The organism is Amycolatopsis kentuckyensis (assembly GCF_041679295.1).
Taxonomy (GTDB): Bacteria; Actinomycetota; Actinomycetes; order Mycobacteriales; family Pseudonocardiaceae; genus Amycolatopsis; species Amycolatopsis kentuckyensis_A.
Genome location: NZ_JBGDMD010000005.1, coordinates 792,193 through 815,639, shown reverse-complemented (window position 1 = coordinate 815,639; position 23,447 = coordinate 792,193). Strand labels below are relative to the sequence as shown.

Sequence of the window (23,447 nt, the reverse complement as noted above, 5' to 3'; positions counted from 1 at the left end):
GACGGGTGAGCCGCAAGGCGAACGTGACGCGTGACTCAACCGATATCCGGACACGCCGCGTTGCTTACCCACGTCCTCCGGCGCGATTGCGTACCGTCCGCGCGACAGGGTCGCCCACACGGAGGAACGATGGCGGACAGCAAGCACGTCGGGAAGCACCGGCTCGGCACGCCGGGGCTGGTGCACTGCGTTCTTCATCGCCCTGTGGCCGAGGCGCTGGCGGACTACCGCCGGACGTGGCTGAGCACCCTGCTGGTCCCGGCGAAGCACAGCTTCGCGGGGTTGCGCCGCAAGGCCCGCGCAGCGGCCCTCGAGCGCATCTGGGTCCCGGCCGTCGTCACCCGGGCCCCCGCCGCGGTCACCGTCCGCGCCGCGTAGCCGGACGCGGCGGCCCCGTCGGCGTCACCGCGCCGGCCTCCGCTCAGCTCCCGGCCTCGTGGGTCTCGATCGCGATCTCCGCGGACAACGTCCGGTGCACCGGGCACTTGTCCGCGATCGCCATCAGCTTCGCGCGCTGCTCGTCGTCCAGGTCGCCCTCGAGCGTGATCTCGCGCGTGATCCGGCTCAGCATGCCGCGCTCGGTCTCGCACTTCGCGCAGTCCTCCGCGTGGATGCGGTCGTGGCGGAGGCGGATCGTCGCGCGGGTCAGTGGGATGCCCTTGCGGTTCGCGTACATCCGCAACGTGATCGCCGTGCACGAACCCAGCGAGGCCAGCAGCAGCTCGTACGGGTTCGGCCCGGCGTCCGCGCCCCCGACCGAGACCGGCTCGTCGACGAGCAGCTCGTGCGTCGCCGTCGTCACCTGCTGCGTGTAGGTGCCGTCGCCGCTCGCGGTGACGACCACCGTGCCGGGCTCGGGGTGCTCCATGCGGTCACTCCTCCCAGGGTGATTCCTCGATCGTGGTCACGAAGTCCGTGCGCGTGAAGCCTGGCACGAACCGGGCCAGGACGTCGGCTTTGACGTTCCCGAACGTCGTGTCGGGCCGGTCACGGATGCCGTCGGTGAACGCCGCGAGGATGCGCCGCTTGAAGTCCGGCCGCGGGTGCGCGGCCACGACCGCCGCCCGGTCACGCGCGGGCAGGTCGTCGTAGCCGATGCCCAGGACGTCGTACTCGACGCCCGCCGTCACCAGCGCGACCTCGGGTTCCATGTGCGCGGGGATGCCCGGGGTGGTGTGCAGCGCGATGGCCGTCCACGCGATCCGGGCGCGTTCGGCGTCGACGTCGTGGTCCAGCAGGAACTTCCGGGCCTCGTCCGCGCCGTCGAGCTCGAAGCGCCGGTCGGTGCGGTGGCCTTCGACGAGCCCGAGATCGTGGAACAGCGCCGCGACGTAGAGCAGTTCGGCGTCGAAGGCGAGGCCTCGGCGCCGGCCTTGGAGGGCGCCGAAGAGGTAGACGCGGGACGAGTGGTCGTACAGGAGCGGGCCGGCGGTGTCGCGGACGTACTCGGCGGCTTCGCGGGCCAGTTCGGTGTCGGGAACTTCGATGGTCATGACGCCGACGATGCCCGCATGGCCGATGCTCGGACATGCGTCCGCAGGACGGGAACCCCGCACATCCGGACATGGAGCTTGTTCCCAAGACGCGCCGGATATCGTATCTTCTGCTGCGGGTGGGTCACCCGGACGTCGTTGTGCGCGAAGGGGGTGCGCCGTGGCCACCAGGCACCTGTCGATGCGCCCCGCCGAGCAGGGCAGCCGCGAACGCTTCCTCGACGCGGCGCTGTCGGTGCTGTTCGACCGCGGCGTCTCGGGGCTGTCGGTGCGCGGGGTGGCCGAAGCGGCCGGCGCGTCGACGCTCTCGGTGTACGCCCGTTTCGGCGGCCGCGCGGGTCTGCTCGACGCGCTGTACGAGCGCACGTTCGACTCGCTGCGGGAGTTGCTGGAGGGGCTGCCGCCGTCGAGCCCGGACGGCGTCGCGGACCTGCTGCACCTGGCGCTCGAGTACCGGCGGTTCGCGCTGGAGAGCCCCGTCCGCTACGCGCTGATGTTCGAGCGCCCGGTGCCGGGGTTCGACCCGGACCCGGCGCTGCGGTCGGCGGTCCTGCGGACGACGTTCACGTTGTTCATCGCCCGGGTCGAGCGGGTGTGCCCACCGGGAGCGGACCCCCGCGCGGCGGCGTACCAGCTGTGGACGGCGATGCACGGCCTGGTCGGGGCGGAGCTGATGCTGGCGTCGCGGACCCCGCTGCCGGACTGGTTCATCCCGCCGACGGACGAGGCGAACGAGGAGATGTACCGCCGCGGCGTGACCGCGATGCTGACCGGCTTGGACCTGCGCAACCGCTGACCTCGCCCGGCTCCCCCGCCCCAAGGCGCTCGTGGCCGGCCGCTGATCCCCCGAAACACGGAAGAACCCCCGGTCCGAAGTGGACCGGGGGTTCGCCGTCAGATCAGAGCGCTACTGCTCACGCACCGCCGGAGAGCTTCTCGCGGAGCGCCGCGAGCTGCTCGTCGGAGGCGAGGGTGCCGCCGCTGCTCTTCGTGTCGGTCGAGGTCGAACCCGAGGTGTAGCTCTCCGAGCCACCCTCGACGCCCGTCGCCGCGTCGGCCGCGGCCTCCGCGTCGGCCTCGACGGCCTTCTGGACCTGCTTCATGTGGGCCTCGTAACGAGTGTGCGCCTCGGCGTACTGGCGCTCCCACTCCTCACGCTGCTTGTCGAAGCCTTCCTGCCACTCCTGGGTGTCCGGGTCGAAGCCTTCGGGGTAGATGTAGTTGCCCTCGGCGTCGTACTCGGCGGCCATGCCGTACTGGGTCGGGTCGAACTCGGTGTCCGGCGTGACGCCCTCGTTCGCCTGCTTCAGCGACAGCGAGATGCGACGGCGCTCGAGGTCGATGTCGATGACCTTGACCATGACGTCGCCGTTGACCTGGACGACCTGCTCCGGGATCTCCACGTGGCGCTCGGCCAGCTCGGAGATGTGGACCAGGCCCTCGATGCCCTCTTCGACGCGCACGAACGCACCGAACGGAACCAGCTTGGTGACCTTGCCCGGCACGATCTGGCCGATCGCGTGGGTGCGGGCGAACTGGCGCCACGGGTCTTCCTGGGTCGCCTTCAGCGACAGCGAGACGCGCTCGCGGTCCATGTCGACGTCCAGGACCTCGACCGTGACCTCCTGGCCGACCTCGACGACCTCGGACGGGTGGTCGATGTGCTTCCAGGACAGCTCGGAGACGTGCACCAGGCCGTCGACGCCACCCAGGTCCACGAAGGCACCGAAGTTGACGATGGACGACACGACGCCCTTGCGGACCTGGCCCTTGGCGAGCGCGTTGAGGAACTCGCTGCGCACCTCGGACTGGGTCTGCTCCAGGTAGGCGCGGCGGGACAGGACCACGTTGTTGCGGTTCTTGTCCAGCTCGATGATCTTCGCCTCGAGCTCGCGGCCGACGTACGGCTGCAGGTCGCGCACGCGGCGCATCTCGACCAGGGACGCGGGGAGGAAGCCGCGCAGGCCGATGTCCAGGATGAGGCCGCCCTTGACGACCTCGATGACGGTGCCCTTGACGGGCTCGTCCTTCTCCTTGAGCTCCTCGATCGTGCCCCAGGCGCGCTCGTACTGCGCGCGCTTCTTGGACAGGATCAGACGGCCTTCCTTGTCCTCCTTCTGGAGAACGAGGGCTTCGACCTCATCGCCGACGGTGACAACCTCAGCCGGGTCGACATCGTGCTTGATGGAGAGCTCACGCGAGGGGATGACACCCTCGGTCTTGTAGCCGATGTCGAGCAGGACCTCGTCGCGGTCGACCTTGACGATCGTGCCTTCGACGATGTCGCCATCGTTGAAGTACTTGATCGTCTTGTCGATCGCCGCGAGGAAGTCTTCCTCCGACCCGATGTCGTTGATGGCGACCTGCTGGGGCCCGGTGGGGGCGGTCGGGGCGGTGGCGGTGTCGGTGGTCATTAGGCGGGTTGCTCCGGTGGATGGGATCGAGGGTTGGCAGTTGTCGGCGCGATGGGCTGTGACGACATGCGATGACCCTGCGAGCAAACGTCCACCAGTGAACGACCGCGGCATGACCCGCATAACGGTGCGCGACCCGAGCCCGACCAAGAAGCTGAGCGGAAGGCAGCGCGAACCCACTGCGCTAACACTTATCGTACGCGGCGGCCGCTAGGGGGCACAATCAGGGTCCCCCTCGATCGCTAAGGTCCTCGCGGAAGCAAACACGCAGCGGACCGGAGACCACCATCATGCCACCGGAGGAGCCGCCCGCGCCGGGGCGCCACGACGCGGCCGAGCACCGGCTGGGCACCGCGGCCGTCGCCTACCGCGAGGTCGGGGGCGCCGAAGCCGCCGCCGCGAACCTCGCCTGGTGGGACGCCGACGCCGACGACTACCAGGCCGAACACGGCGGGTTCCTCGGCGACGCCGACTTCGTCTGGTGCCCGGAGGGCGTGCGGGAGGCGGACGCGCGGCTGCTCGGCGACGTCCGCGGCAAGCGCGTGCTGGAGGTCGGGTGCGGGCAGGCCGCATGCGCACGCTGGCTGACGGCGGAAGGCGCGCTGGCCGTGGCGACCGACCTGTCCGCCGGCATGCTGCGCCACGCCCGCGACGGCAACGCCCGCACCGGGCTCGACGTCCCGCTGGTGCAGGCCAACGCCGAGTACCTGCCGCTGGCGTCCGGCAGCTTCGACGCCGCCTGCTCGGCGTTCGGCGCGATCCCCTTCGTGGCCTCGGTGGACGCCGTCTTCGCCGAGGTGCACCGCGTGCTGCGGCCGGGCGCGCCGTGGGTGTTCTCGGTGACTCACCCGATGCGGTGGATCTTCCCGGACGACCCGGGCCCGCAGGGACTCACCGTCACCCAGCCGTACTTCGACCGCACGCCGTACGTCGAGGTCGACGACGGAGGCACCGCCACCTACGTCGAGTACCACCACACCCTCGGCGACTACGTGCGCGCGCTGGCCGCCGCCGGGTTCACCCTGACCGACCTGGTCGAACCCGAGTGGCCGGCCGGGCACACGCGGGTCTGGGGCCAGTGGAGCCCGCTGCGCGGCCGGCTCTTCCCGGGCACCGCGATCTTCCGCACGCGCCGCTCGTGAACCCCCTCGAAGCCCAGCAGAACGCGCGGTTCGCCGCCCTCGACCCGCTCCTGCCGCCGATCGCGCCGCCGCCCGCGGCGAACGAGCCGCTGGTGGTGGCGACCGGCGGGCTCCGCGCGGGCGCGCTGCTGACGCACGTCGTGCACGCGCCCGGGTCATGGCCCGCGTTGTGGGGTCCCCTGGAGGTCTGGGACCTGACGGCGGTGCCGGGCGACAGCGGCGCCGCGGGCCTGGCCGCGCTGCTCGGCGCCTGGCGTGAGCGGCTGCGCGGGACGCGCCCGGAGCCGGATTCGGGCTGCTCGGTGGCCTGGCCGAGCCGCGACGCCGAGGCGTCCGCGGTCCTGCTGGCCCACGGTTTCGCGCCGATGACGCAGCTGGCGGTGCGGAAGCCCGGCCCGCCCGAGGAGGCAGGACCCGCGCGGGTGACCGTCCGCCGCGCGGGCGACGGCGACGTCGAGGCCCTGACCGACCTGCGCCTGGCGGAGTGGCGCTACACGTCGCTGGTCGGCACCGCCCGGGAGCGGCCGGACGCGCGGGCGCTGCTGCGGGCCGAGGTCGTCCGCTCGCTGCGCTTCAGCGGGCTGGTCTGGCTCGCCGAGGACGACGGCGTACCGGTCGGCATGGCCGCGTGCGCGCTGGCCTCGCCCACGCCGGGCGACAGCATTCACGGGCGGCTGCAACCCGGGCGCTGGGGGTACGTCGACACGCTGTCGGTCGCGCCCGCGGCGCGCGGCGGCGGCGTGGGGCGGGCGCTGATGGCGGTGGCCCACCGCGAGCTGCTGCGGCCGGACGTGCGCGGTACTTTCCTCTTCTACCACCCGGCAAACCCGCTCTCACCGGTGTTCTGGCACCGGCAGGGCTATCGTCCACTGTGGACGATGTGGATCCGGCGACCCGCCTGGTCCTGACCGACGCACCAGGGGGCCCCATGGACATCGCCGAGCCGCTGCTCGCCGCCCACCGCGCGCGCTTCGCGGCCGTCGACGCGCTGCTGCCGCCCGCCGCGCCGCCCGCCCAGGGCGAACGGCTGGACGCTGCCACCGCGGCGGGCACACAGGTCACCGGAGTCCTGCAGCGGCACCGGTTCGGCCCCGGCGACGTCCCGATGCTGTGGTCGGCCGCCGACACCTGGCAGCTGTTCCCGTACTTCGGCGACACCGGCACCGAAGGCGCCGACCTCCTGCTGCGCGCGCTCAAGGGCCGGCTGGAAGCGGAGCCGGCCGGCGACGACTCGGCGTGCGTCGTGCTCTGGCCCAGCCGGGACGCCGAGGCGATCCGCGCCTTCCTCGACCACGGCCTGGTCCCCCTGTCGGCGGTCGGCGTGCGGACCGCTCCCCCACCCGAGGCGGACCCGGCGGTCACCGTCCGCCGCGCCGGGCCGTCCGACTACGCCGCCGCGGTGGCGCTCGCCGAAGCGACCTTCGACTACACCGGCCTCGTCGCCTCGCCCCGCCGTCCCAACACCGCCGAGCTGCTCGGCCCCGGCCTGCGCGCGGCCCTCGCCGAGGCCGAACCGCCCGTCTGGCTGGCCGAACAGGACGGCGAAGCCCGCGCGCTCGCGCACTGCGCGTGGGTGGATTCGACCCAGGGGAGCGAAGCGGCCGAGTTGCTCCCGCCGGGCCGCTGGGGTTACGTGAACAACGTCGTGACCGCGCCCGGCGAACGCGGCGGCGGGTTCGGGCGGGCGCTGATGGCCCACGTGCACCGCGAACTGCACCGGGGCGGCGCGACCCGGACGTACCTCTACTACAACCCGACCAACCCGCTGTCCTCGGTGTTCTGGCACCGGCAGGGCTATCGTCCACTGTGGACGAGCTGGGAGATCCGCCCGGCGTCGGCGCTCCGGTGAGCGGTGACCGGGCGGGGTAGGTCGAGCCCAGCCAGGCGGGCCGCACCACCGCCCGCCGGGCCACCTCAGCACCCCTGCCAGCCCATCCCGCCCAACCGGCTCCTTCACCCACCCGAGCCCGCCGCGCGGCGCCGCCGCCCACCACGTGCGAGCCTCCGTGAGTCACCCACGGGTGTGACGTGCGTCCGGTGATCTTGCCGCCCACCCCGGCGAGGACTAGTTTTTGAACTGACCGGTCAGTTCAAAAACGCTGGAGTCCCCCGTGCAGGTCCGAGCCGATCGCGTGTCCCTCGAAGGGCACCACGGCACCTTGTTACCGCCCACCTCGCTGACCGTCGGCGAGGGCGACCTGGCGATCGTGCACGGCGAGCCCGGCGTCGGCGTCACCGCGTTCGGCCTCGCGCTGGCCGGGCGGCTGAAGCCGAGCACCGGCACCGTGCACGCCGAAGGCGCCGACGCCGGCCTGACCGAGCTCGTCGCGGTCGTCGACGCCCCCGGCGTCAGCGAGCCCGACGACGCGCTGGCCCTGCGCGTGGTCGTCGGCGAGGAGCTCGCGCTGGCCCACCGCCCGGCCGGCAAGGAGGACGTCGCCGCCTGGCTCGCCGCGCACGATGCCGCGCCCTTCGCCGGCACGCGGTTCGAGAACCTCGCCCCGGCCCTGCGCACCCGGCTGCTCACCGAGCTGGCCGCCGAGCGCAAGGGCGTCCGGCTGCTCGTCCTCGACACGCCCGACCGGCACACCAGCGACGTCGGCAGCTGGGCCGGCCTCGCCCGCGAGCAGGCCGGACGCGGGCTCGCCGTCGTCGTCCTGACCGCGACCACGCCGCTGTCCGCGCTGCCGTTCCCGCCCGCGCTCCTGGGCGCCGTCGAGCAGCCCGAGCCGCAGCACCACGCCCCCGAACCCACCCCCACCGAAGAGCTCCCCGAGAGCGTCGACGAGGTCACCGAATGAACGCCTTCCGGATCGCGCGCAACGAGCTGCGCCGCCTCTCCACCGGCACGATGCCGAAGCTCGCGCTGGTCGCGCTCGTGCTGGTGCCGCTGCTCTACGCGTCCTTCTACCTCTACGCGAACTACGACCCCTACGGCCGTCTCGACAAGCTGCCCGCCGCCGTCTTCACCAGCGACACCGGCGCGAAGGACTCGAGCGGCCAGCAGCGCAACGTCGGCCGCGAGGTGACCGACGAGCTGGTCAAGTCCGGCACCTTCCAGTGGCACGAGGTGTCCGAGCAGGAGGCGCGCGACGGCGTCCGCGACGACAAGTACTCGTTCGCCATCGGCATCCCGAGCGGCTTCTCCGCGGCGCTGCTGTCGGTCGGCAACTTCCAGCCGCAGCAGGCGACGATCACGCTGACCACCAACGACGCCAACAACTACCTGTCGGGCACGATCGCCAAGCAGGTCGCCGAGCAGGTGCGCAAGACGATCGCGGAGAAGGTCGGCAGCGAGGCCGCGGACCGGTTCCTGGTCGGGTTCTCCACGATCTACGCCAAGATCCAGGAGGCGTCGACCGGCGCGGCGCAGCTCGCCGACGGCGCGAACCAGCTCAAGTCCGGGCAGCAGCAGCTGGCCGACGGTGCCGCGAAGCTGGCGGACGGGTCGTCGACGCTGGCGACCGGCTTGGGCACGTTGAAGAGCAGCACCGCTTCCCTGCCGTCCCAGACGCAGCAGCTGGCCGACGGCGCGTCGCAGGTGGCCGCCGGGGACCAGAAGGTCGCCGACGCGGCGTCGCTGGCCGCCACGGCGTCGTCGGACATCCAGGGCAAGCTCGACTCCTACCGCACCCAGCTCGTGACGGACCTGCGCGACGCCGGCGTGCCGGAGACGCAGGTCCAGGCGATCGTCGCGCGGGCGGACCAGCTGCGCTCCCCCGTCGACCAGGCGAACGGCAAGATCCAGCAGGCCAACGGCGACCTCGCGAAGCTGGCCGACGGCGCCCGGCAGGTGTCCGACGGCGCGGCCAAGCTCGCCGCCGCGTCGCCGCAGCTGACCAGCGGCATCGCGCAGGCGTCCGACGGCGCGAACCAGCTGCGGGACGGCGCTTCGAAGCTCAGCGACGGTGAGAAGACCGCGGTGAACGGGACGAACCAGCTCGCGGACGGCTCGGTCAAGCTGCGCGACGGGCTCGCGGCCGGCCTCCAGCAGATCCCGAACCCGGACGACCCGACCCGCAACGCGACGGCCAACACGATCGCCGACCCGGTGGCGGTGAACGCCAACGGCGAGGCGTCGGCGGGCACGTACGGCGCCGGTCTCGCGCCGTTCTTCATCTCGCTGGCCACGTGGATCGGCGCGTTCGTGCTGTTCCTGATCCTGCGGCCGCTCTCGACGCGGGCGCTGACCGCGGGCGCGGCGCCGTTCCGGGTCGCCGTCGGCGGCTGGCTGTCCTCGGCGCTGCTGGGCATCGCGCAGGTGGTCGTCCTGTTCGGCGCGGTGACGTGGCTGGTCGGCATCCACATCGCACACCCGCTGGGCGCGATCGGGTTCGCGGTGCTGGTGTCGCTGACGTTCACGTCGGTGGTGCACGCGCTCAACGCGTTCTTCGGCGCGGTCGGCAAGTTCCTCGGCCTGGTGCTGCTGGTGCTGCAGCTGGTCAGCGCGGGCGGCACGTTCCCGTGGCAGACGATCCCGGACGCGTTGTACCCGCTGCACGTGGTGCTGCCGATGGGCTACGCGATCGACGGCTTCCGCCACCTCTTCTACAGCGGCGCGACGGTGCAGATCCTGGGTGACATCGGGGTGCTGCTCGCGTACCTGGTGGGCGGGATCCTGGTGTCGACGCTGGCCGCGCGCAAACGTCGCGTTTGGACGGTGTCCGCGCTCAAGCCCGAGCTGAGCCTGTGAGCGGCGGGACGAAGCAGAAGCTCTTCGAGGCCACGTTGCGGCTCTCGAAGAGCCGGGGCCTGGTGGGGCTGACGGTCGACGACATCGCCGCCGAGGCGGGCGTCGCGAAGGGCACGGTCTACTACAACTTCGGCTCGAAGGACGGCCTGGTCGACGGCCTCCTGCGGTACGGGGTGGACATGCTCGCCGGGCGGCTGCGCTCCGCGGTGTCCGAGGCGGACCCCCTGGACGTGATCGAGGCGCAGGTCGACACGACGCTGGAGTTCATCGCGGCGTACCCGGGGTTTTCGCAGATCCTGGTGAGCGAGCTGTGGCGGACGCCGGGCCAGTGGCACGGGACGCTTTCCCTGCTGCGCGAGGAGATCATCTCGATCGTGAAGGAGCAGTTGTCCCGATTGGACGCGGCGGGCCGCCTGCCGGAGGGGGTCGAGATCCCGACGGCGGCGGCGGGGCTGTTCGGGACGATGCTGGTGGTGGCGCTGGACTGGCAGGTGTTCGGGCCGCAGCGGACACGGGCCGAGGTGCGGGAAGCGGTGATGGTGCTGATCCGCGGCTTGGGCCGCAAGTAGCCGAAGCTTGGAGCGGCACCCCGGCACCCCGCCCAGACCCCTCCCCGCAACCCCGATCCGAAGCCAGAACACGGCCGGCGGTGCCGGGTCAAGGCACGCTTTCCCGCCTTGACGCGGTACCGCCGGCCGTAGTCACAATCGGGCGTCGGGGTGGTGGGTACTTCACAGCCGGCAGACCGCCGGGCAAGTCAAGCGCGGCGCCCGCCGGGGGCGCCCCCCGTTTTCCACTTTACCGGTCGGCACCGACAGTTTCGGCGCCGAACGCGGTGGCCGGGGCTCTCGGCCGAGGCGGGGCCGCGTGGATCGGGGGCCAGCCCGCCGGGGCGCCCCCCGTTCTCTACTCTACCGGCCGGCACCGACAGTTTCGGCGCCCGAAGCTTGCTCAGGCGCGGTCTTCCAGCCGCGCCCGGACCGCCGCCGCGTACGTGTCGACCGCCGTGGCCGCCGCCGTCAACTCACACGGGCCGTCGATCAGCAACCTCTTCGCCGGGACGTACGCCTGCTCCAGCTCCGGGTCGCCGTGCAACCCGCGGTCGCGCGCCAGCTCGTTGTCCGCGGCCAGCCGGGCCCGCAGCTCCTCGCGGCGGGCCACCAGGCCGTCGAGCACCGCTCGCTGGCGGCGGCCGTCCTCGACCGCCGGGGCCACCGCGTGCTCGTGGCCGTCGATGTGCTTCTCGACCCACTCCGCGTCGCCGTCGACTTCGGCCGAACGCAGCTGCTTCAACGTTGCGCGTAGCCGCTGGGCTCGGGCCGGGAGCATCGCGACGCCGGTGAACCGCGTCGCCACCCTCAGCTGGTAGGCCTCGATCTCGGCGAGCTCCTCCACCGCCTGCGTCAGCACGTCGAGCCGGCCCGCGAGGTCGTCCGGCTCCGGGCGGGCGCCGAGCGTGCCCGCGCGGATCGCCGCCACCCCGGGCGAAGACTCCTCCCGGAAGCCGAGCAGCAGGCGGATGCCGAGCTCGGCCGCGCGACCGGCGAGCGGCGCCAGCACCTCGCCGACGAGCCGGTCGGGTTCGGCGGAGTCGTCGATCGCGTCGACGACCAGGGTGCGGCCCGCGACCCCGGTCGTCAGCCGGTCGGCGATGCGGTGGCGGACGGCGTCGGCGGTGCGGCCGGTCGCGTCCACGGCGAGGTCGACGCTGCCCGCCGGCGGCATCTGCCCGAGCGCCGGCGGCAGGCCGGGCACGCCGAGGGAGCGTTCGCGGTCGGCGAGGACGATCCCGAACCGCAGCGCGGCGGCGACCGGCGACCCGGCCTCGCCGGTGTCGACCACCCAGACCGTGCCGGGCTCGGCCTTGGCGAACCAGTCCGCGACGCTCTGCACGAAGGAGACGTCGACGGCTTCGCCCACTGGCCGCGAAAAGCTCGCGTCGACGGCGGGGCTGCCCGACGTCCAGATGCTCAGCTGCGGGAGGTGCCCGAGCATGGTCTCGACCGGGATCATCCACGTGCCGGTGTCCTTGCCGACGACGACGCCGACTACGTGCCCGGTCGCTTCGTCGATCACCGCCGTGCCGCCGAAGCCGGGGCCGAGCGGCTCGGCTTCGGCCGTGCGGAACAGCCGGACCCACTCGCCGCCGGGACCGCCCGGGTGCTCGGGACCGCCGAGGCGGGCGTGGGTCCAGCGGCCGACGGAACCCGGCGGGAACCCGAAGGCGCGGACGAGCTGGTGCTCGCCGAGCGGCATGCGGTGCAGCGGCGCGCGGAAGACGCGGGATTCGGGGCGGTCGAGGCGCAGCACGGCGAGATCGCCGCGGCCGCCGCCGTCGGAGGGCACCCAGCAGCCTTCGACGACGGTCGCCGAGCCGGGCAGCGCCTCGGCCAGGCCGACGAAGTCGACGCTCAACGCGGACCGCGGTCCCCCGGCGGTTTCGACGACGTGCGCGCTCGTGAGGACGTGGTACTCGTCCAGCACCGTGCCCGCACCGCACACCCGGCCGAGTTCGTCGTGCAGCCGGACCCGCCAGCGTCGTCGCTCACGCTCGAACCCCATTCGGCGGACCCTACGCCGTGATCGCTCCCGGGTGGGCGCCGACCTCCCTACCCAGCGGTAATGGCTCACCCGAACGGAGTCCTCCGTTGGTAGGAACGCCGAACGGTGTTGTGTGCCGGTGAGTATTTCCGTCAGAGACGTCGGAAAAACCGCTCGCGTTCAGACGCGGCCGAAGACCCAGCTCCCGGCCGCCGCGGGGTCGTCGCCGGCCCAGAACTCGTACCAGTGGCCGGTGAACTCGTCGTGGGACAGCCGGCCGTCGCCGTCGGTGTCCAGCAGCGCGAACACCTCGTCCGTCGGGACGCCGACGCCGCTCCACGCCTCGATCATGCGCCGGTACTCGGCCGCGGAGATGGTGCCGTCGCCGTTTTCGTCGACCGCTTCGAACATCGCCGCCGCCGTGCCGGTGACCGCGCCCGGCATCTTCGGGAGCTCGTCGACGACCGAGAGCACCTCGTCGAGGGTGACCTTGCCGTCGCGGTCGCGGTCGGACGCGTCGAGCAGCGTCGCCCACCAGCCCATCATGATCGTGGCGAGCTTTTCGCCCTCGGGCGTGCCGGCGTCGGTGCCGCGCACGTCGAGCCATCTCGCCGTGAGCGCGCGGAAGTCGGACTCGGTCAGGTAGCCGTCGGCGTCGGCGTCCATCGCGCCGAACACCCCGGAGATCTTGCGTCGCTGGAAGTCACTGGCCATGCACGCCAGCTTCGTCGCGGCGACCGGCACCCGACGACGGCCGCCCGAGTACACCCGCGCCACGACCCGGTGATCCGGATCGTGGCGCAGCGTGACCTCAGTGCGCGGCTTCGTTCCAGGACCGCCCGTAGCCGATCGAGACCTCCAGCGGCACGGCGAGGTCGTAGGCCGACCCCATTCCCTCGCGCACCAGCTTCTCCAGCTGTTCCCGCTCGCCCTCGGCGACCTCGAGCACGAGTTCGTCGTGCACCTGCAGCAGGATCCGGCTCTTCAGCTTCGCCTCGACGAGCGCGCGGTGGACGTTCAGCATCGCGACCTTGATGATGTCGGCCGCGCTGCCCTGGATCGGGGCGTTCAGCGCCATCCGCTCGGCCATCTCGCGGCGCTGGCGGTTGTCGCTGTTGAGGTCCGGCAGGTAGCGGCGGCGGCCGAAGATCGTCTCCGTGTAGCCGGACTTCGCCGCTTCGCCGACCACCGAGTGCAGGTAGTCGCTGATGCCGCCGAAGCGCGCGAAGTACGCCTCCATCTGGGCCTTGGCGTCCTCGGTGGAAATCCGCAGCTGCTGCGAAAGCCCATACGCCGACAGGCCGTACGCCAGCCCGTACGACATCGCCTTGACGCGGTAGCGCAGCTCCGGCGTGATCTCCTCCGGCGGCAGCGAGAACGCCCGCGACGCGACGAACGTGTGCAGGTCCTCGCCGGAGTGGAACGCCTCGATGAGGCCCTCGTCCTTCGACAGGTGCGCCATGATCCGCATTTCGATCTGGCTGTAGTCCGCGGTCATCAGCTCGGTGAAGCCCTCGCCGACGACGAACGCGTCGCGGATGCGGCGGCCTTCTTCGGTGCGGACCGGGATGTTCTGCAGGTTCGGCTCGGTCGACGAGAGCCGCCCGGTGGCCGCGATCGTCTGCAGCAGCGTGGTGTGGATCCGCCCGTCGTCGGCGACGGACTTGATCAGGCCCTCGACCGTGGTGCGCAGCTTCGTCGCGTCCCGGTGCTCCAGCATGTGCTGCAGGAACGGGTGCTCGGTCTTCTCGAACAGGCCCTGCAGCGCCTCGGCGTCGGTGGTGTAGCCGGTCTTCGTGCGCTTGGTCTTCGGCATGCCGAGCTCGTCGAACAGCACGACCTGCAGCTGCTTCGGCGAACCGAGGTTGATCTGCTTGCCGATCACCTCGTACGCCGCTTCGGCGGCCTGCGTGACGCGCGAGAGGTAGTGCGCTTCGAGCGACGTCAGCTGCTCGAGGTCGACGGCGACGCCGGCGATCTCCAGCTCGGTGATGACCTCCAGCAGCGGCAGCTCCAGCTCGGCGAGCAGCCGCGCGCCGCCGATCTGCTCGAGCTCCTTGTCGAGCGCGCCGGCCAGCTCGAAGATCGCGCGGGCCTTGACCAGCTCCTCGTCGATCTCCTTCTGCTCCAGGCCTTCCGCACCGCCGTCGAGCAGGGACAGCTGCCCGTCGCCGCCGTCGGTCTCCGAGCGCAGCTCGCGGTGCAGGTAGCGCAGCGCCAGGTCGTCGAGCTCGAACGTGCGCTGCCCGGGCCGTACGAGGTACGCGGCCAGCGCGGTGTCCATGGCGAGCCCGGCGAGCGCCCAGCCGCGGGCGCGGATCGCGTGCAGCGGGACCTTGAGGTCGTGGCCGGTCTTGCGGATCTTGGGGTCGGCGAACCACGCGGCGAGCGCGGCGTCGTCGGCCTGGTCCATCGCCGTCACGTCGACGTACGCGCCTTCGCCGTCGGCCGAGGCGAACGCGACCGCGCGCAGGTCGGACCGGACCGACGTGCCCACCGTGCGGAACGCCAGCGCGACCGGCTCGCCCGCCTTCGCGTGCGCCGCGAGCCACGCGCCGAGCGCGCCGGGCGCGAGCGCGGATCCCGAGACCTCGAAGCCTTCGTCGGCCTCCGGTTCGGCGCTCTGCAGCGTCGCGAACAACCGGTCCCGCAGCACGCGGAACTCCAGCTCGTCGAACAGCGCGTGCACCGCCTCGCGGTCCCACGGGCGCAGCTCCAGCCCCGAGGGCCCGATCTCCAGCTCGACGTCGCGGATCAGCTCGGTCAGCTGGCGGTTGAGCTGGACCGACGACAGGTGCGCCCGCAGCGCGTCGCCGACCTTGCCCTTGACCTCGTCGACCCGGTCGATGAGGTCGTCGAGCGAGCCGAACTGCTTGATCCACTTGGCCGCGGTCTTCTCGCCGACGCCGGGGATGCTCGGCAGGTTGTCCGAGGGGTCGCCGCGCAGCGCGGCGAAGTCCGGGTACTGCCGCGGGGTGAGCCCGTACTTCTCCTCGACGGCGTCCGGGGTGAACCGGGTCATCTCGGAGACGCCGCGCTTCGGGTACAGCACGGTGACGTGCTCGGTGACCAGCTGCAGCGCGTCGCGGTCGCCGGTACAGATGAGGACGTCGAAGCCGTCGGCCGTCGCCTGCGTCGTGAGCGTGGCGATGATGTCGTCGGCCTCGAAGTTCTCCTTGACCAGCGACGGGATCCCGAGCACGTCGAGGACCTCCTTGACCAGGTCCACCTGACCGCGGAACTCGTCCGGCGTCGTGCTGCGGTTCGCCTTGTAGTCGGCGTAGGTCTCCGAGCGGAACGTCTTGCGCGAGAGGTCGAACGCCACCGCGAGGTGGCTCGGCGCTTCGTCGCGCAACAGGTTGATGAGCATCGACGTGAACCCGAAGACCGCGTTCGTGACCTGCCCGGTCTTCGTCTTGAAGTTCTCCGCGGGCAGCGCGAAGAACGCGCGGTAGGCCATCGAATGGCCGTCGATCAGCAGCAGCTTCGGCCGCTCGGCGACAGCGGTGGTTCCTGTGGCGTTGGCAACGGTCGTCTTCTCACTCGGGCTCACGGGGCCGAGTCTAGGCTGAGGGTCCGACACTCTTACGTGTCGCATAGGAAGAGGAGCACTGCGTGACCGAACGCGCCGCAGACGTCGCGGTCGAGAACTACGCCGGGATCGATCCGGCCGCCGCGGACCAGCAGCTGAACGACAAGGTCGGCATGAAGCTCCTGGAGGCCACCGCCGAACGCGTGGTCGGCACCATCCCGGTCGAGGGCAACCTCCAGCCGTACGGCCTGCTGCACGGCGGCGCCAACGCCGTGCTCGCCGAAGCGCTGGGTTCGACGGTCGCCGCGCTGAACGCGGGCCCGGACCGCGCCGCGATGGGGCTGGAGCTGTCCTGCACGCACCACCGGGCCGTCCGCTCGGGCACCGTCACCGGCGTCGCGACGCCGCTGCACGTCGGCCGGGGCACCATCACCGCGGAGATCGTGCTGACCGACGACGAGGGCCGGCGAACCTGCACCGCGCGGCTCACCTGCGTCGTCCGGGACCGCCCGCCGGGCGCCTGAGCGCGTGGACCTCGACCTCGCCCAGGTGCGGGCGTTCGTCGTGACCGCGGAGCAGCGCCACTTCGGGCGGGCCGCCCAGGCGCTGTTCCTCACCCAGCAAGCGCTGTCGAAGCGGATCCGGAAGCTCGAAGACTCGCTCGGCACGCCGTTGTTCCTGCGCACCAACCGCTCGGTCGAGCTCACCGCCGAGGGCGAGCGGTTCCTCCCGCACGCGCGTGAGCTGGTGCGGGTGGCCGACGCCGCGGTGGCCGCGATGGGCGCCGACGACCGGCCGCTGCGCCTCGACGTCGTCGACTACCGGCTCTCCCCCATCTTCCTGCTCCGCCGGCTCGCCGCGCGGGACCCGGGCCTGCGGATCGACCGGGTCGCCGGCGGCGGGTTCGCGGGCGCCGTCGAGCCGCTGCTGTCCGGCGAGCTCGACGTCGCCGTCGGCCGGGTCAGCGGCTCCGGCCGGCCGCTGCCCGACGGCCTGGAGCACCGGGTCGTCCGGCTCGAACCGCTGGTCGCGCTGCTCGCGCCGGAGCACCCGCTGGCCGTGCAGGACGTGCTGCGGCTCGACGACCTGCGCGCCGACGGGATCTGGCTGCCGGGTCTGCGCGGCCCCGCCGAATGGCTGTCCTACCTGCGGGAGCTGTGCGACCGGTTCGGCGTGCCGATCGACGACTCCGGCGTCAGCTTCGACCTGCGGCACACCCTGGAGCAGACGCGCTACGGAAAGCGGCGCGTCACCCTCGCCGGGGCGGACATGGAGCTCGCGGCCGACCTCAACCTCAAGGTGCTGCCGTTCGAGCCGTCTCCGCTGTTCCCGTGGTCGCTGGTCTGGCGGCGCGGGAAGGCGAGCCCGGCGCTGCGGCGGCTGCTGGCGCTGGCCGGGCGCACCAGCCGTGAAGAGGGCTGGTGTGCCTACGACCCCGAGCACGCCTGGCTGCCGGAGGACGACGTCAAGCTCGCAGCCGCCGCGCGAACCACCCGGTGAAGGCCTCGTCGACGGCCTTGGCTGCCGGGGTTCCCGGCGGGAACTCGTGCGCCATCCCGTCGACCGTCACCAGCTCGGTCCCCAGCTTTTCGCGCAGCGCTTCGGCCGGCTCGCGCACGGCGACGTCGTCGTCCGCGCCGGCGACCAGCAGCAGCGGCACGGTCAGCTCCCCGGCCCGGCGCACGTAGTCGTAGCGGTCGGCGGCGGCGCGCGACCGCGGCGTCCAGGAGTAGGTGACGTCGAAGAGCCGCTCGTTGCGGCCGATCACCGGTGCCAGCCGGGCGACCGGGCTGACCACCGCGGCGACCTCGACCGCCACATCGCCGCGCGCCAGCACCTCCAGCGCGACCAGCGAGCCCGCCGAGCCGCCGAAGACGCCGAGCGGGCCGCCCGCGCCCGGCAGCCGGTCCCGCAGCTCGGCCAGCGCCGCGGGGAACTCCGCGACCGCCTGCTCGGTGACCGGCTCGAAGACGTTGAGCACCGCGTCCTCGCTCGCCAGCCGGAACAGCTCCGCCGGACCGCCTCCGGGCAGCCGCGCCCCGGTCATCGGCAGGCCGAAGTACACCCGCCACGCCTGCAACCCGCTCATCGGCACCGCTTCGGCGAAGGCCCGCTCGTCCGAGGGCTCTTCCATCAGGTGCCAGCCCGCCAGCAGCGCCGCCGGCGCGGCCGGGTCCGCCGGTCCCAGCGCCACGAACGGCACGCCCGCCGCCACACCCTCGACTGCTTCCCGCATCTTGTCTCTCCCTGTTCTCTCGGCTGCTGCCAGCGAACAGCCGGGGCGGGGTGCGGGTCCAACAGCCGTTCCGGTGCCCACGACAACCGATGGTTGTGACCGTTCGGGCAGACTTCACCGGGGGCTGGTCCGATCGGCCGCCCGAACCGGACGTAAGGTGCATCCCTACGGCGGTGCCCGCCCTCGGCGACCCCCGCCAGGGTGAACAGCGGATCGGCGGGAAACCGGCCACGCACCACCCGCCGAAATGGCCGATGACATACCACGGAAACACGGCTGTCACCCATTCGCATAACACGCGCCGATACTTAGCAGCGCTGCGTGACCAGCGGCGGGCCGTGGCGAAACATCGTTCGCCTTTTCGTGCAATTCGTGTCGGTTGCGATCGTCACGATGTGGACACAGAGTAGTGAGGCCGCCTGTGCACATGACGGGCGAGAGGGATATCTTCCTGCCCTAACCTAGCCCCTGTGTCGGGGGCAACGCCTACCGGCGGCTGGTTGGTCATGGGAGGTAGTCGGTGTCAGGAGTGCGTTTTGGACGGGTTCTCGCCCTCGCAGCGGCGACGTCGCTCGCGCTGGCGGGCTGCGCCGGTGGCGGCGGCTCGTCGAGCAACAGTGGTGACAGCAGCACGCTGAAGATCGGGTTCATGGGCGACCTGACCGGGGAGAACTCCGGGATCGTGATCCCGCCCAACAACGGCGCCAAGCTCGCCATCGACGAGTACAACGCCACGAACCCCAAGGTGAAGCTCGAGCTGAAGAACTACGACAGCCAGGGCAAGCCGGAGCAGGCCACCTCGCTGGTCCAGACCGCGATCGGGACGGACAAGATCACGGCCCTGATCGGCCCCGCGTTCTCGGGTGAGTCCAAGGCCGTCGGCGGTGTCCTCGAGCAGGGCAAGATCCCGAGCGTGTCGCCGTCGGCGACCAACCCGGGTCTCGCCTCGAACGGCTGGAAGTACTGGCACCGCGTCGTCGCGAACGACAACGACCAGGGCCCGGCCATCGCGAACTTCCTCATCACGGCGAAGTCGCCGAAGAACGCGTACGTCATCTCGGACGACCAGGAGTACAGCGTCGGCCTGGCGGACGCCTTCGAGAAGACCTTCAAGGACAAGGGCATCACGACCGAGCGCGACAAGTTCGCCAAGGACGCGTCGGACTACTCCTCGACGGTCCAGAAGGTCAAGGCCGCCAACCCGGACGTCATCACCTTCGGTGGCTACTACGCCCAGGGCGGCCGGCTGCTCAAGCAGCTCCGCGACGGTGGCGTGACGGCCGTCTTCGCCACCGGTGACGGCTCGCTCGACCCGCAGCTGGTCTCGGGTGCGGGTGCCGCGGCTGCCGAGAAGGCGGTCATCGGCTGCCCGTGCAACATCCCGGACGCCGGTGCCAGCAACGAGTTCGCCACCAAGTACAAGGCGAAGTTCAACGTCGACCCGGCGATCTACGCCACCGAGGGCTACGACGCCGCGACCGCCATCATCAACGCGGTCAAGGCCGGCAACACCACCGGTGAGAAGATCAACGACTTCCTGAAGACGGAAGACTTCAAGGGCGCGTCGAAGCAGATCAAGTTCAAGGAGAACGGCGAGCCGCAGACGAACGCGATCTACGTCTACCAGGTCGTCGGCGGGGTCATCAAGAACCTCGGCGCCTCGACCGAAGCCAAGATCAACGGCTGACGGAGCTAGTTAACACCTAACGGGAGCGGGGGCGCTGTGGACGACCACAGCACCCCCGCTCCCCGCCAATGTGGCGACCATCCTCGCCCCGTCAGGTAAGGCAACTACGTCATGTTCCAAGATCTGCAGAGCCAGTTTCTGGGCAGCACCATCGGCGGCCTGGTAGCCGGCTCCATCTACGCCCTCATCGCCCTCGGCTACACGATGGTCTACGGCGTGCTGAGGCTCATCAACTTCGCGCACTCCGAAATCTTCATGATCGGGACGATGACGTCCCTGTTCATCCTCGTCACCATCGCCCCCACGGCGCCGTTCACCATCTTCTCGATGATCGGCATCCTGCTCCTGCTGATCGTCGCCTCGGCGCTGGTCTCCGGTGGCTCGGCGATCGTGCTCGAACAGCTCGCCTACCGCCCGCTGCGGAAGAAGGGCGCGACCCGGCTCGCCGCCCTGATCTCGGCGATCGGCGCGTCGCTGTTCCTGCAGGAGGCCTTCGGCCTCAAGATCATCCCCTGGCTCTTCGACAAGCCGGGCCGCGTGCAGCAGCCCGCGCCGCGGTTCGTCCCGCACGAGGAGCTCTTCCGCATCGGCAACGGCGTCGTGCGCACCGACCACGTCTTCGTGATCATCGGCGCGGTCGTCGTCATGGTGGTCCTGGACCAGCTCGTCAGCCGCACCCGGATCGGCCGCGGCATCCGCGCCACGGCGCAGGACCCCGAGGCCGCCGTCCTGATGGGTGTGAGCATCGACCGCATCGTGCGGATCACGTTCCTGCTGGGCGGGGCGATGGCCGGCGTCGCCGCCGCCCTGTTCGTCATGGAGTACGAAAACACCGACTACCGCATCGGCTTCCTGCTCGGCATCAAGGCGTTCACCGCCGCGGTGCTCGGCGGTATCGGCAACCTGCGCGGTGCCCTGCTCGGCGGGATCGTGCTGGGCCTCGTCGAGAACTGGAGCTCCATCTTCCTCGGCTCGGCCTGGAAGGACGTCACCGCGTTCGTCGTCCTGGTGCTGGTCCTGATGTTCCGGCCCACCGGCATCCTCGGTGAATCGCTGCAGCGGGCGCGCGCATGAAGGGCGAAGAAGTGGCTACCAGCAACGGAAAGCCCGCACGCGGCGGGTTCCACCCCATCGACGGGATGCGGGACTGGTGGGCGGACGCTCCGCATTGGCAGCGTTATGCCCTCTACATCGCCCTGATCGTGTTCGCGCTGATCCTGCCCGCACCGTGGGTCGGGTCGTTCATGTCGCCGGACTCGGACTGGACGACGGTGCTGATCTTCCCGGTCGGCACGTACATCCTGCTCGCCGTCGGCCTCAACATCGTCGTCGGCCACGCCGGCCTGCTGGACCTGGGCTTCGTCGCGTTCTTCGCGATCGGCGCCTACACCTGGGCGTCGATCGGCACGTCGTACGGGTGGTCGTACTGGCCGACGGTGGTGCTCGGCATCTTCCTGGCGTCGATATCCGGCGTCATCCTCGGCGCCCCGACGCTGCGGCTACGGGGTGACTACCTCGCGATCGTGACCCTGGGCTTCGGGGAGATCGTCCGGATCACCGCGAACAACACCGACGCCATCGGCGGCGCGCGCGGCATCACGAACGTCCCGCACCCGGAGCCGATCTTCGGGGTCGAGTTCTTCCTCGACCCGGCGCCGTACTACTACCTGATGCTGTTCGCGATCGTGCTCGTCATCGTCTTCTCGGTGCGGCTGAACAAGAGCCGCGTCGGACGGGCGTGGGCGGCGATCCGCGAGGACGAGGACGCGGCCGAGCTGATGGGCGTGCCGACGTTCAAGTTCAAGCTGCTCGCCTTCGCGATCGGCGCGATGATCGGTGGCTTCGCCGGCACGATCTACGCCAGCAAGGCCGTGTTCATCGAGCCGAACAACTTCCCGTTCATCCTGTCCGCGACCATCCTGGCCGCGGTCGTGCTGGGTGGCTCCGGCAACCTGCCCGGTGTCATCATCGGCGCGTTCGTCATCGCGTGGCTGCCCGAGCGGTTCCGGTTCCTGTCCGAGTACCGCATCCTCATCTTCGGTTTCGTGCTGGTGCTGATGATGGCGCTGCGGCCGGAAGGCATCCTGCCGTCCCGGCAGCGCAAGGCCGAACTGAGAGAAGGAACCGGCGGCATGGGCGCGATGGGCGCGGAAGTCGCCGGCCCGGACTCCGAGGCTTCGGCGGAGGTGGCGAAGTGAGCGCACTGCTCGAATTCGACAACGTGACCATGCGCTTCGGCGGCGTCACAGCGTTGCGCGAGGTCAACCTCAGCATCAACGAAGGCGAGATCTTCGCCCTCATCGGCCCGAACGGCGCCGGCAAGACCACGGTGTTCAACGTGGTCACCGGCGTCTACCGGCCGACCGAAGGCGCGGTCAGCTTCGACGGCGACCGGATCGACGGCATGAAGCGGTTCCGCGTCACCAAGCGCGGCATCGCCCGGACGTTCCAGAACATCCGGCTGTTCCACAACATGACGGCGCTGGAGAACGTCATGGTGGGCGCGGACGCGCACCACAAGACCGGTGCGATCAGCGCGGTGCTCGGCCTGCCCGGGCACCGCCGGGAAGAGAAGCAGGGCCGGGAGCGGGCGCGTGAGCTGCTCGACTTCGTCGGCATCGGCCGGGTCGAGCACAACGTCGCGAAGAACCTCTCCTACGGCGACCAGCGCCGGCTGGAGATCGCGCGGGCGCTGGCCACGGATCCGAAGCTGCTGCTGCTCGACGAGCCGGCCGCGGGCATGAACCCGGCGGAGAAGAACGCCCTGCAGGCGCTGATCCGCAAGATCCGGGACGACGGCCGCACGGTGCTGCTGATCGAGCACGACATGGGCCTGGTCATGCACATCAGCGACCGGCTGGCGGTGCTCGACTTCGGCCAGAAGATCGCAGAAGGGCTGCCGCACGAGGTGCAGAACAACCAGAAGGTGATCGAGGCGTACCTGGGGGTGTCCGAAGATGCTTCTTGAGGTCGAGGACATCAACGTCCACTACGGCAAGATCGCGGCCCTCAAGGGCATGAGCATCCAGGTCGACGAGGGTGAGATCGTCTCCCTCATCGGCGCCAACGGCGCCGGCAAGACCACGACGCTCAAGACGATCTCGGGGCTGCGGCCGCTCACCAGCGGCCGGATCCTGTTCAACGGCCAGGACATCTCGAAGACCCCGGGGCACAAGCGCGTGCTGCTGGGGATCGGCCAGTCACCGGAAGGCCGGGGCGTGTTCCCCGGCATGACGGTGCAGGAGAACCTCCTGATGGGTGCCTACACCCGCAAGGACGACCTCCAGGCCGACCTCGCCGAGGTCTACGAGCTGTTCCCCCGGCTCGCCGAGCGCAAGACGCAGTTCGGCGGCACGATGTCGGGCGGCGAGCAGCAGATGATCGCCATCGGCCGCGCACTGATGACGAAGCCGAAGGTGCTGCTGCTCGACGAGCCGTCGATGGGCCTGGCGCCGATGCTGATCGCGCAGATCTTCGACATCATCCGCGAGATCAACAAGCGCGGCACGACGGTGCTGCTGGTGGAGCAGAACGCCCAGCAGGCGTTGAAGCTGTCGGACCGGGCGTACGTGCTCGAGACGGGCCGCGTGGTCCAGAGCGCCCGCGGGGCCGACCTGCTCAACGACCCGAAGGTGCGAGCCGCCTACCTGGGTGGCGACCTCGGGGTCTGAGTTGTGTGGTGGGAGGGGCCCGGCTGTTCGGCCGGGCC

Annotated in this window: 22 protein-coding genes; 15 read left to right on the top strand and 7 right to left on the bottom strand. The window is 71.1% G+C overall.

Going from position 1 to position 23,447, the window contains the following annotated elements:
• Positions 1-129: 129 nt before the first annotated feature.
• Complete coding sequence (locus ACERZO_RS24645) at positions 130-378, top strand: hypothetical protein (RefSeq protein ID WP_372667099.1); 249 nt, start codon at positions 130-132, stop codon at positions 376-378.
• Positions 379-421: 43 nt separating this feature from the next.
• On the opposite strand, the gene ACERZO_RS24640 is transcribed toward ACERZO_RS24645, so the two are convergent.
• Entirely contained in the window at positions 422-868 is a 447-nt protein-coding gene (locus tag ACERZO_RS24640) for an OsmC family protein (protein WP_372667098.1), read from the bottom strand.
• Between the two features lie 4 nt (positions 869-872).
• Entirely contained in the window at positions 873-1,493 is a 621-nt protein-coding gene (locus ACERZO_RS24635) for an HD domain-containing protein (RefSeq protein ID WP_372667097.1), read from the bottom strand.
• 181 nt (positions 1,494-1,674) lie between these two features.
• Here ACERZO_RS24635 and ACERZO_RS24630 point away from each other — a divergent pair, with 181 nt between their 5' ends.
• Positions 1,675-2,289, top strand: coding sequence for a TetR/AcrR family transcriptional regulator (locus ACERZO_RS24630; protein WP_372667225.1), 615 nt, complete (start codon positions 1,675-1,677; stop codon positions 2,287-2,289).
• Between the two features lie 118 nt (positions 2,290-2,407).
• Here ACERZO_RS24630 and rpsA read toward each other — a convergent pair whose 3' ends face one another.
• Complete coding sequence (rpsA, locus tag ACERZO_RS24625; protein ID WP_364451091.1) at positions 2,408-3,907, bottom strand: 30S ribosomal protein S1; 1,500 nt, start codon at positions 3,905-3,907, stop codon at positions 2,408-2,410.
• 290 nt (positions 3,908-4,197) lie between these two features.
• On the opposite strand from rpsA, the gene ACERZO_RS24620 reads away from it, so the two are divergent.
• The 6 genes from ACERZO_RS24620 (at position 4,198) to ACERZO_RS24595 (ending at position 10,311) form a co-directional block, all read left to right on the top strand.
• Positions 4,198-5,049, top strand: coding sequence for a class I SAM-dependent methyltransferase (locus ACERZO_RS24620; RefSeq protein WP_372667096.1), 852 nt, complete (start codon positions 4,198-4,200; stop codon positions 5,047-5,049).
• Entirely contained in the window at positions 5,046-5,957 is a 912-nt protein-coding gene (locus ACERZO_RS24615) for a GNAT family N-acetyltransferase (protein ID WP_372667095.1), read from the top strand. Before ACERZO_RS24620 ends, ACERZO_RS24615 begins: the two co-directional genes overlap by 4 nt.
• A 20-nt stretch (positions 5,958-5,977) precedes the next feature.
• Positions 5,978-6,898 carry a GNAT family N-acetyltransferase gene (locus ACERZO_RS24610; protein WP_372667094.1) on the top strand — a complete coding sequence of 307 codons (921 nt, stop codon included), beginning with the start codon at positions 5,978-5,980 and terminating at the stop codon, positions 6,896-6,898.
• 262 nt (positions 6,899-7,160) lie between these two features.
• Positions 7,161-7,850 carry an ABC transporter ATP-binding protein gene (locus ACERZO_RS24605; protein ID WP_372667093.1) on the top strand — a complete coding sequence of 230 codons (690 nt, stop codon included), beginning with the start codon at positions 7,161-7,163 and terminating at the stop codon, positions 7,848-7,850.
• The gene (locus tag ACERZO_RS24600; RefSeq protein WP_372667092.1) at positions 7,847-9,742 is read left to right on the top strand and encodes a YhgE/Pip family protein; all 1,896 of its coding nucleotides are present in this window, start codon (positions 7,847-7,849) and stop codon (positions 9,740-9,742) included. Before ACERZO_RS24605 ends, ACERZO_RS24600 begins: the two co-directional genes overlap by 4 nt.
• A complete protein-coding gene (locus tag ACERZO_RS24595; RefSeq protein WP_372667091.1) occupies positions 9,739-10,311 on the top strand; it encodes a TetR/AcrR family transcriptional regulator in 573 nt (190 codons plus the stop codon). The genes ACERZO_RS24600 and ACERZO_RS24595 overlap by 4 nt, the downstream gene beginning before the upstream one ends.
• Before the next feature lie 382 nt (positions 10,312-10,693).
• On the opposite strand, the gene ACERZO_RS24590 is transcribed toward ACERZO_RS24595, so the two are convergent.
• The 3 genes from ACERZO_RS24590 to polA form a co-directional block, all read right to left on the bottom strand.
• Complete coding sequence (locus ACERZO_RS24590; protein ID WP_372667089.1) at positions 10,694-12,304, bottom strand: trypsin-like peptidase domain-containing protein; 1,611 nt, start codon at positions 12,302-12,304, stop codon at positions 10,694-10,696.
• Positions 12,305-12,463: 159 nt separating this feature from the next.
• A complete protein-coding gene (locus ACERZO_RS24585; protein ID WP_372667088.1) occupies positions 12,464-12,997 on the bottom strand; it encodes an EF-hand domain-containing protein in 534 nt (177 codons plus the stop codon).
• Between the two features lie 97 nt (positions 12,998-13,094).
• A complete protein-coding gene (gene polA / locus ACERZO_RS24580; protein WP_372667086.1) occupies positions 13,095-15,836 on the bottom strand; it encodes a DNA polymerase I in 2,742 nt (913 codons plus the stop codon).
• Positions 15,837-15,898: 62 nt separating this feature from the next.
• Here polA and ACERZO_RS24575 point away from each other — a divergent pair, with 62 nt between their 5' ends.
• Positions 15,899-16,339 carry a PaaI family thioesterase gene (locus tag ACERZO_RS24575; protein ID WP_013227928.1) on the top strand — a complete coding sequence of 147 codons (441 nt, stop codon included), beginning with the start codon at positions 15,899-15,901 and terminating at the stop codon, positions 16,337-16,339.
• Between the two features lie 4 nt (positions 16,340-16,343).
• Positions 16,344-17,315 carry a LysR family transcriptional regulator gene (locus ACERZO_RS24570; RefSeq protein ID WP_372667085.1) on the top strand — a complete coding sequence of 324 codons (972 nt, stop codon included), beginning with the start codon at positions 16,344-16,346 and terminating at the stop codon, positions 17,313-17,315.
• Here the strand turns inward: ACERZO_RS24570 and ACERZO_RS24565 are convergent.
• Positions 17,281-18,051 carry an alpha/beta hydrolase family protein gene (locus ACERZO_RS24565; protein ID WP_372667084.1) on the bottom strand — a complete coding sequence of 257 codons (771 nt, stop codon included), beginning with the start codon at positions 18,049-18,051 and terminating at the stop codon, positions 17,281-17,283. The genes ACERZO_RS24570 and ACERZO_RS24565 overlap by 35 nt on opposite strands.
• Before the next feature lie 529 nt (positions 18,052-18,580).
• On the opposite strand from ACERZO_RS24565, the gene ACERZO_RS24560 reads away from it, so the two are divergent.
• From ACERZO_RS24560 to ACERZO_RS24540, 5 genes are all read left to right on the top strand, one after another.
• A complete protein-coding gene (locus ACERZO_RS24560) occupies positions 18,581-19,738 on the top strand; it encodes a branched-chain amino acid ABC transporter substrate-binding protein (protein ID WP_372667083.1) in 1,158 nt (385 codons plus the stop codon).
• A 111-nt stretch (positions 19,739-19,849) separates the two neighbouring features.
• Positions 19,850-20,812 carry a branched-chain amino acid ABC transporter permease gene (locus ACERZO_RS24555; RefSeq protein ID WP_372667082.1) on the top strand — a complete coding sequence of 321 codons (963 nt, stop codon included), beginning with the start codon at positions 19,850-19,852 and terminating at the stop codon, positions 20,810-20,812.
• Entirely contained in the window at positions 20,809-21,936 is a 1,128-nt protein-coding gene (locus tag ACERZO_RS24550) for a branched-chain amino acid ABC transporter permease (RefSeq protein WP_372667081.1), read from the top strand. The genes ACERZO_RS24555 and ACERZO_RS24550 overlap by 4 nt, the downstream gene beginning before the upstream one ends.
• On the top strand, positions 21,933-22,706 hold the full coding sequence (locus ACERZO_RS24545; protein WP_372667080.1) for an ABC transporter ATP-binding protein: 774 nt from the start codon (positions 21,933-21,935) through the stop codon (positions 22,704-22,706). Before ACERZO_RS24550 ends, ACERZO_RS24545 begins: the two co-directional genes overlap by 4 nt.
• Positions 22,696-23,409: an ABC transporter ATP-binding protein gene (locus ACERZO_RS24540; protein WP_372667079.1), complete on the top strand. Its 714-nt coding sequence runs from the start codon at positions 22,696-22,698 to the stop codon at positions 23,407-23,409. The genes ACERZO_RS24545 and ACERZO_RS24540 overlap by 11 nt, the downstream gene beginning before the upstream one ends.
• The last annotated feature ends 38 nt before the right edge of the window (positions 23,410-23,447 follow it).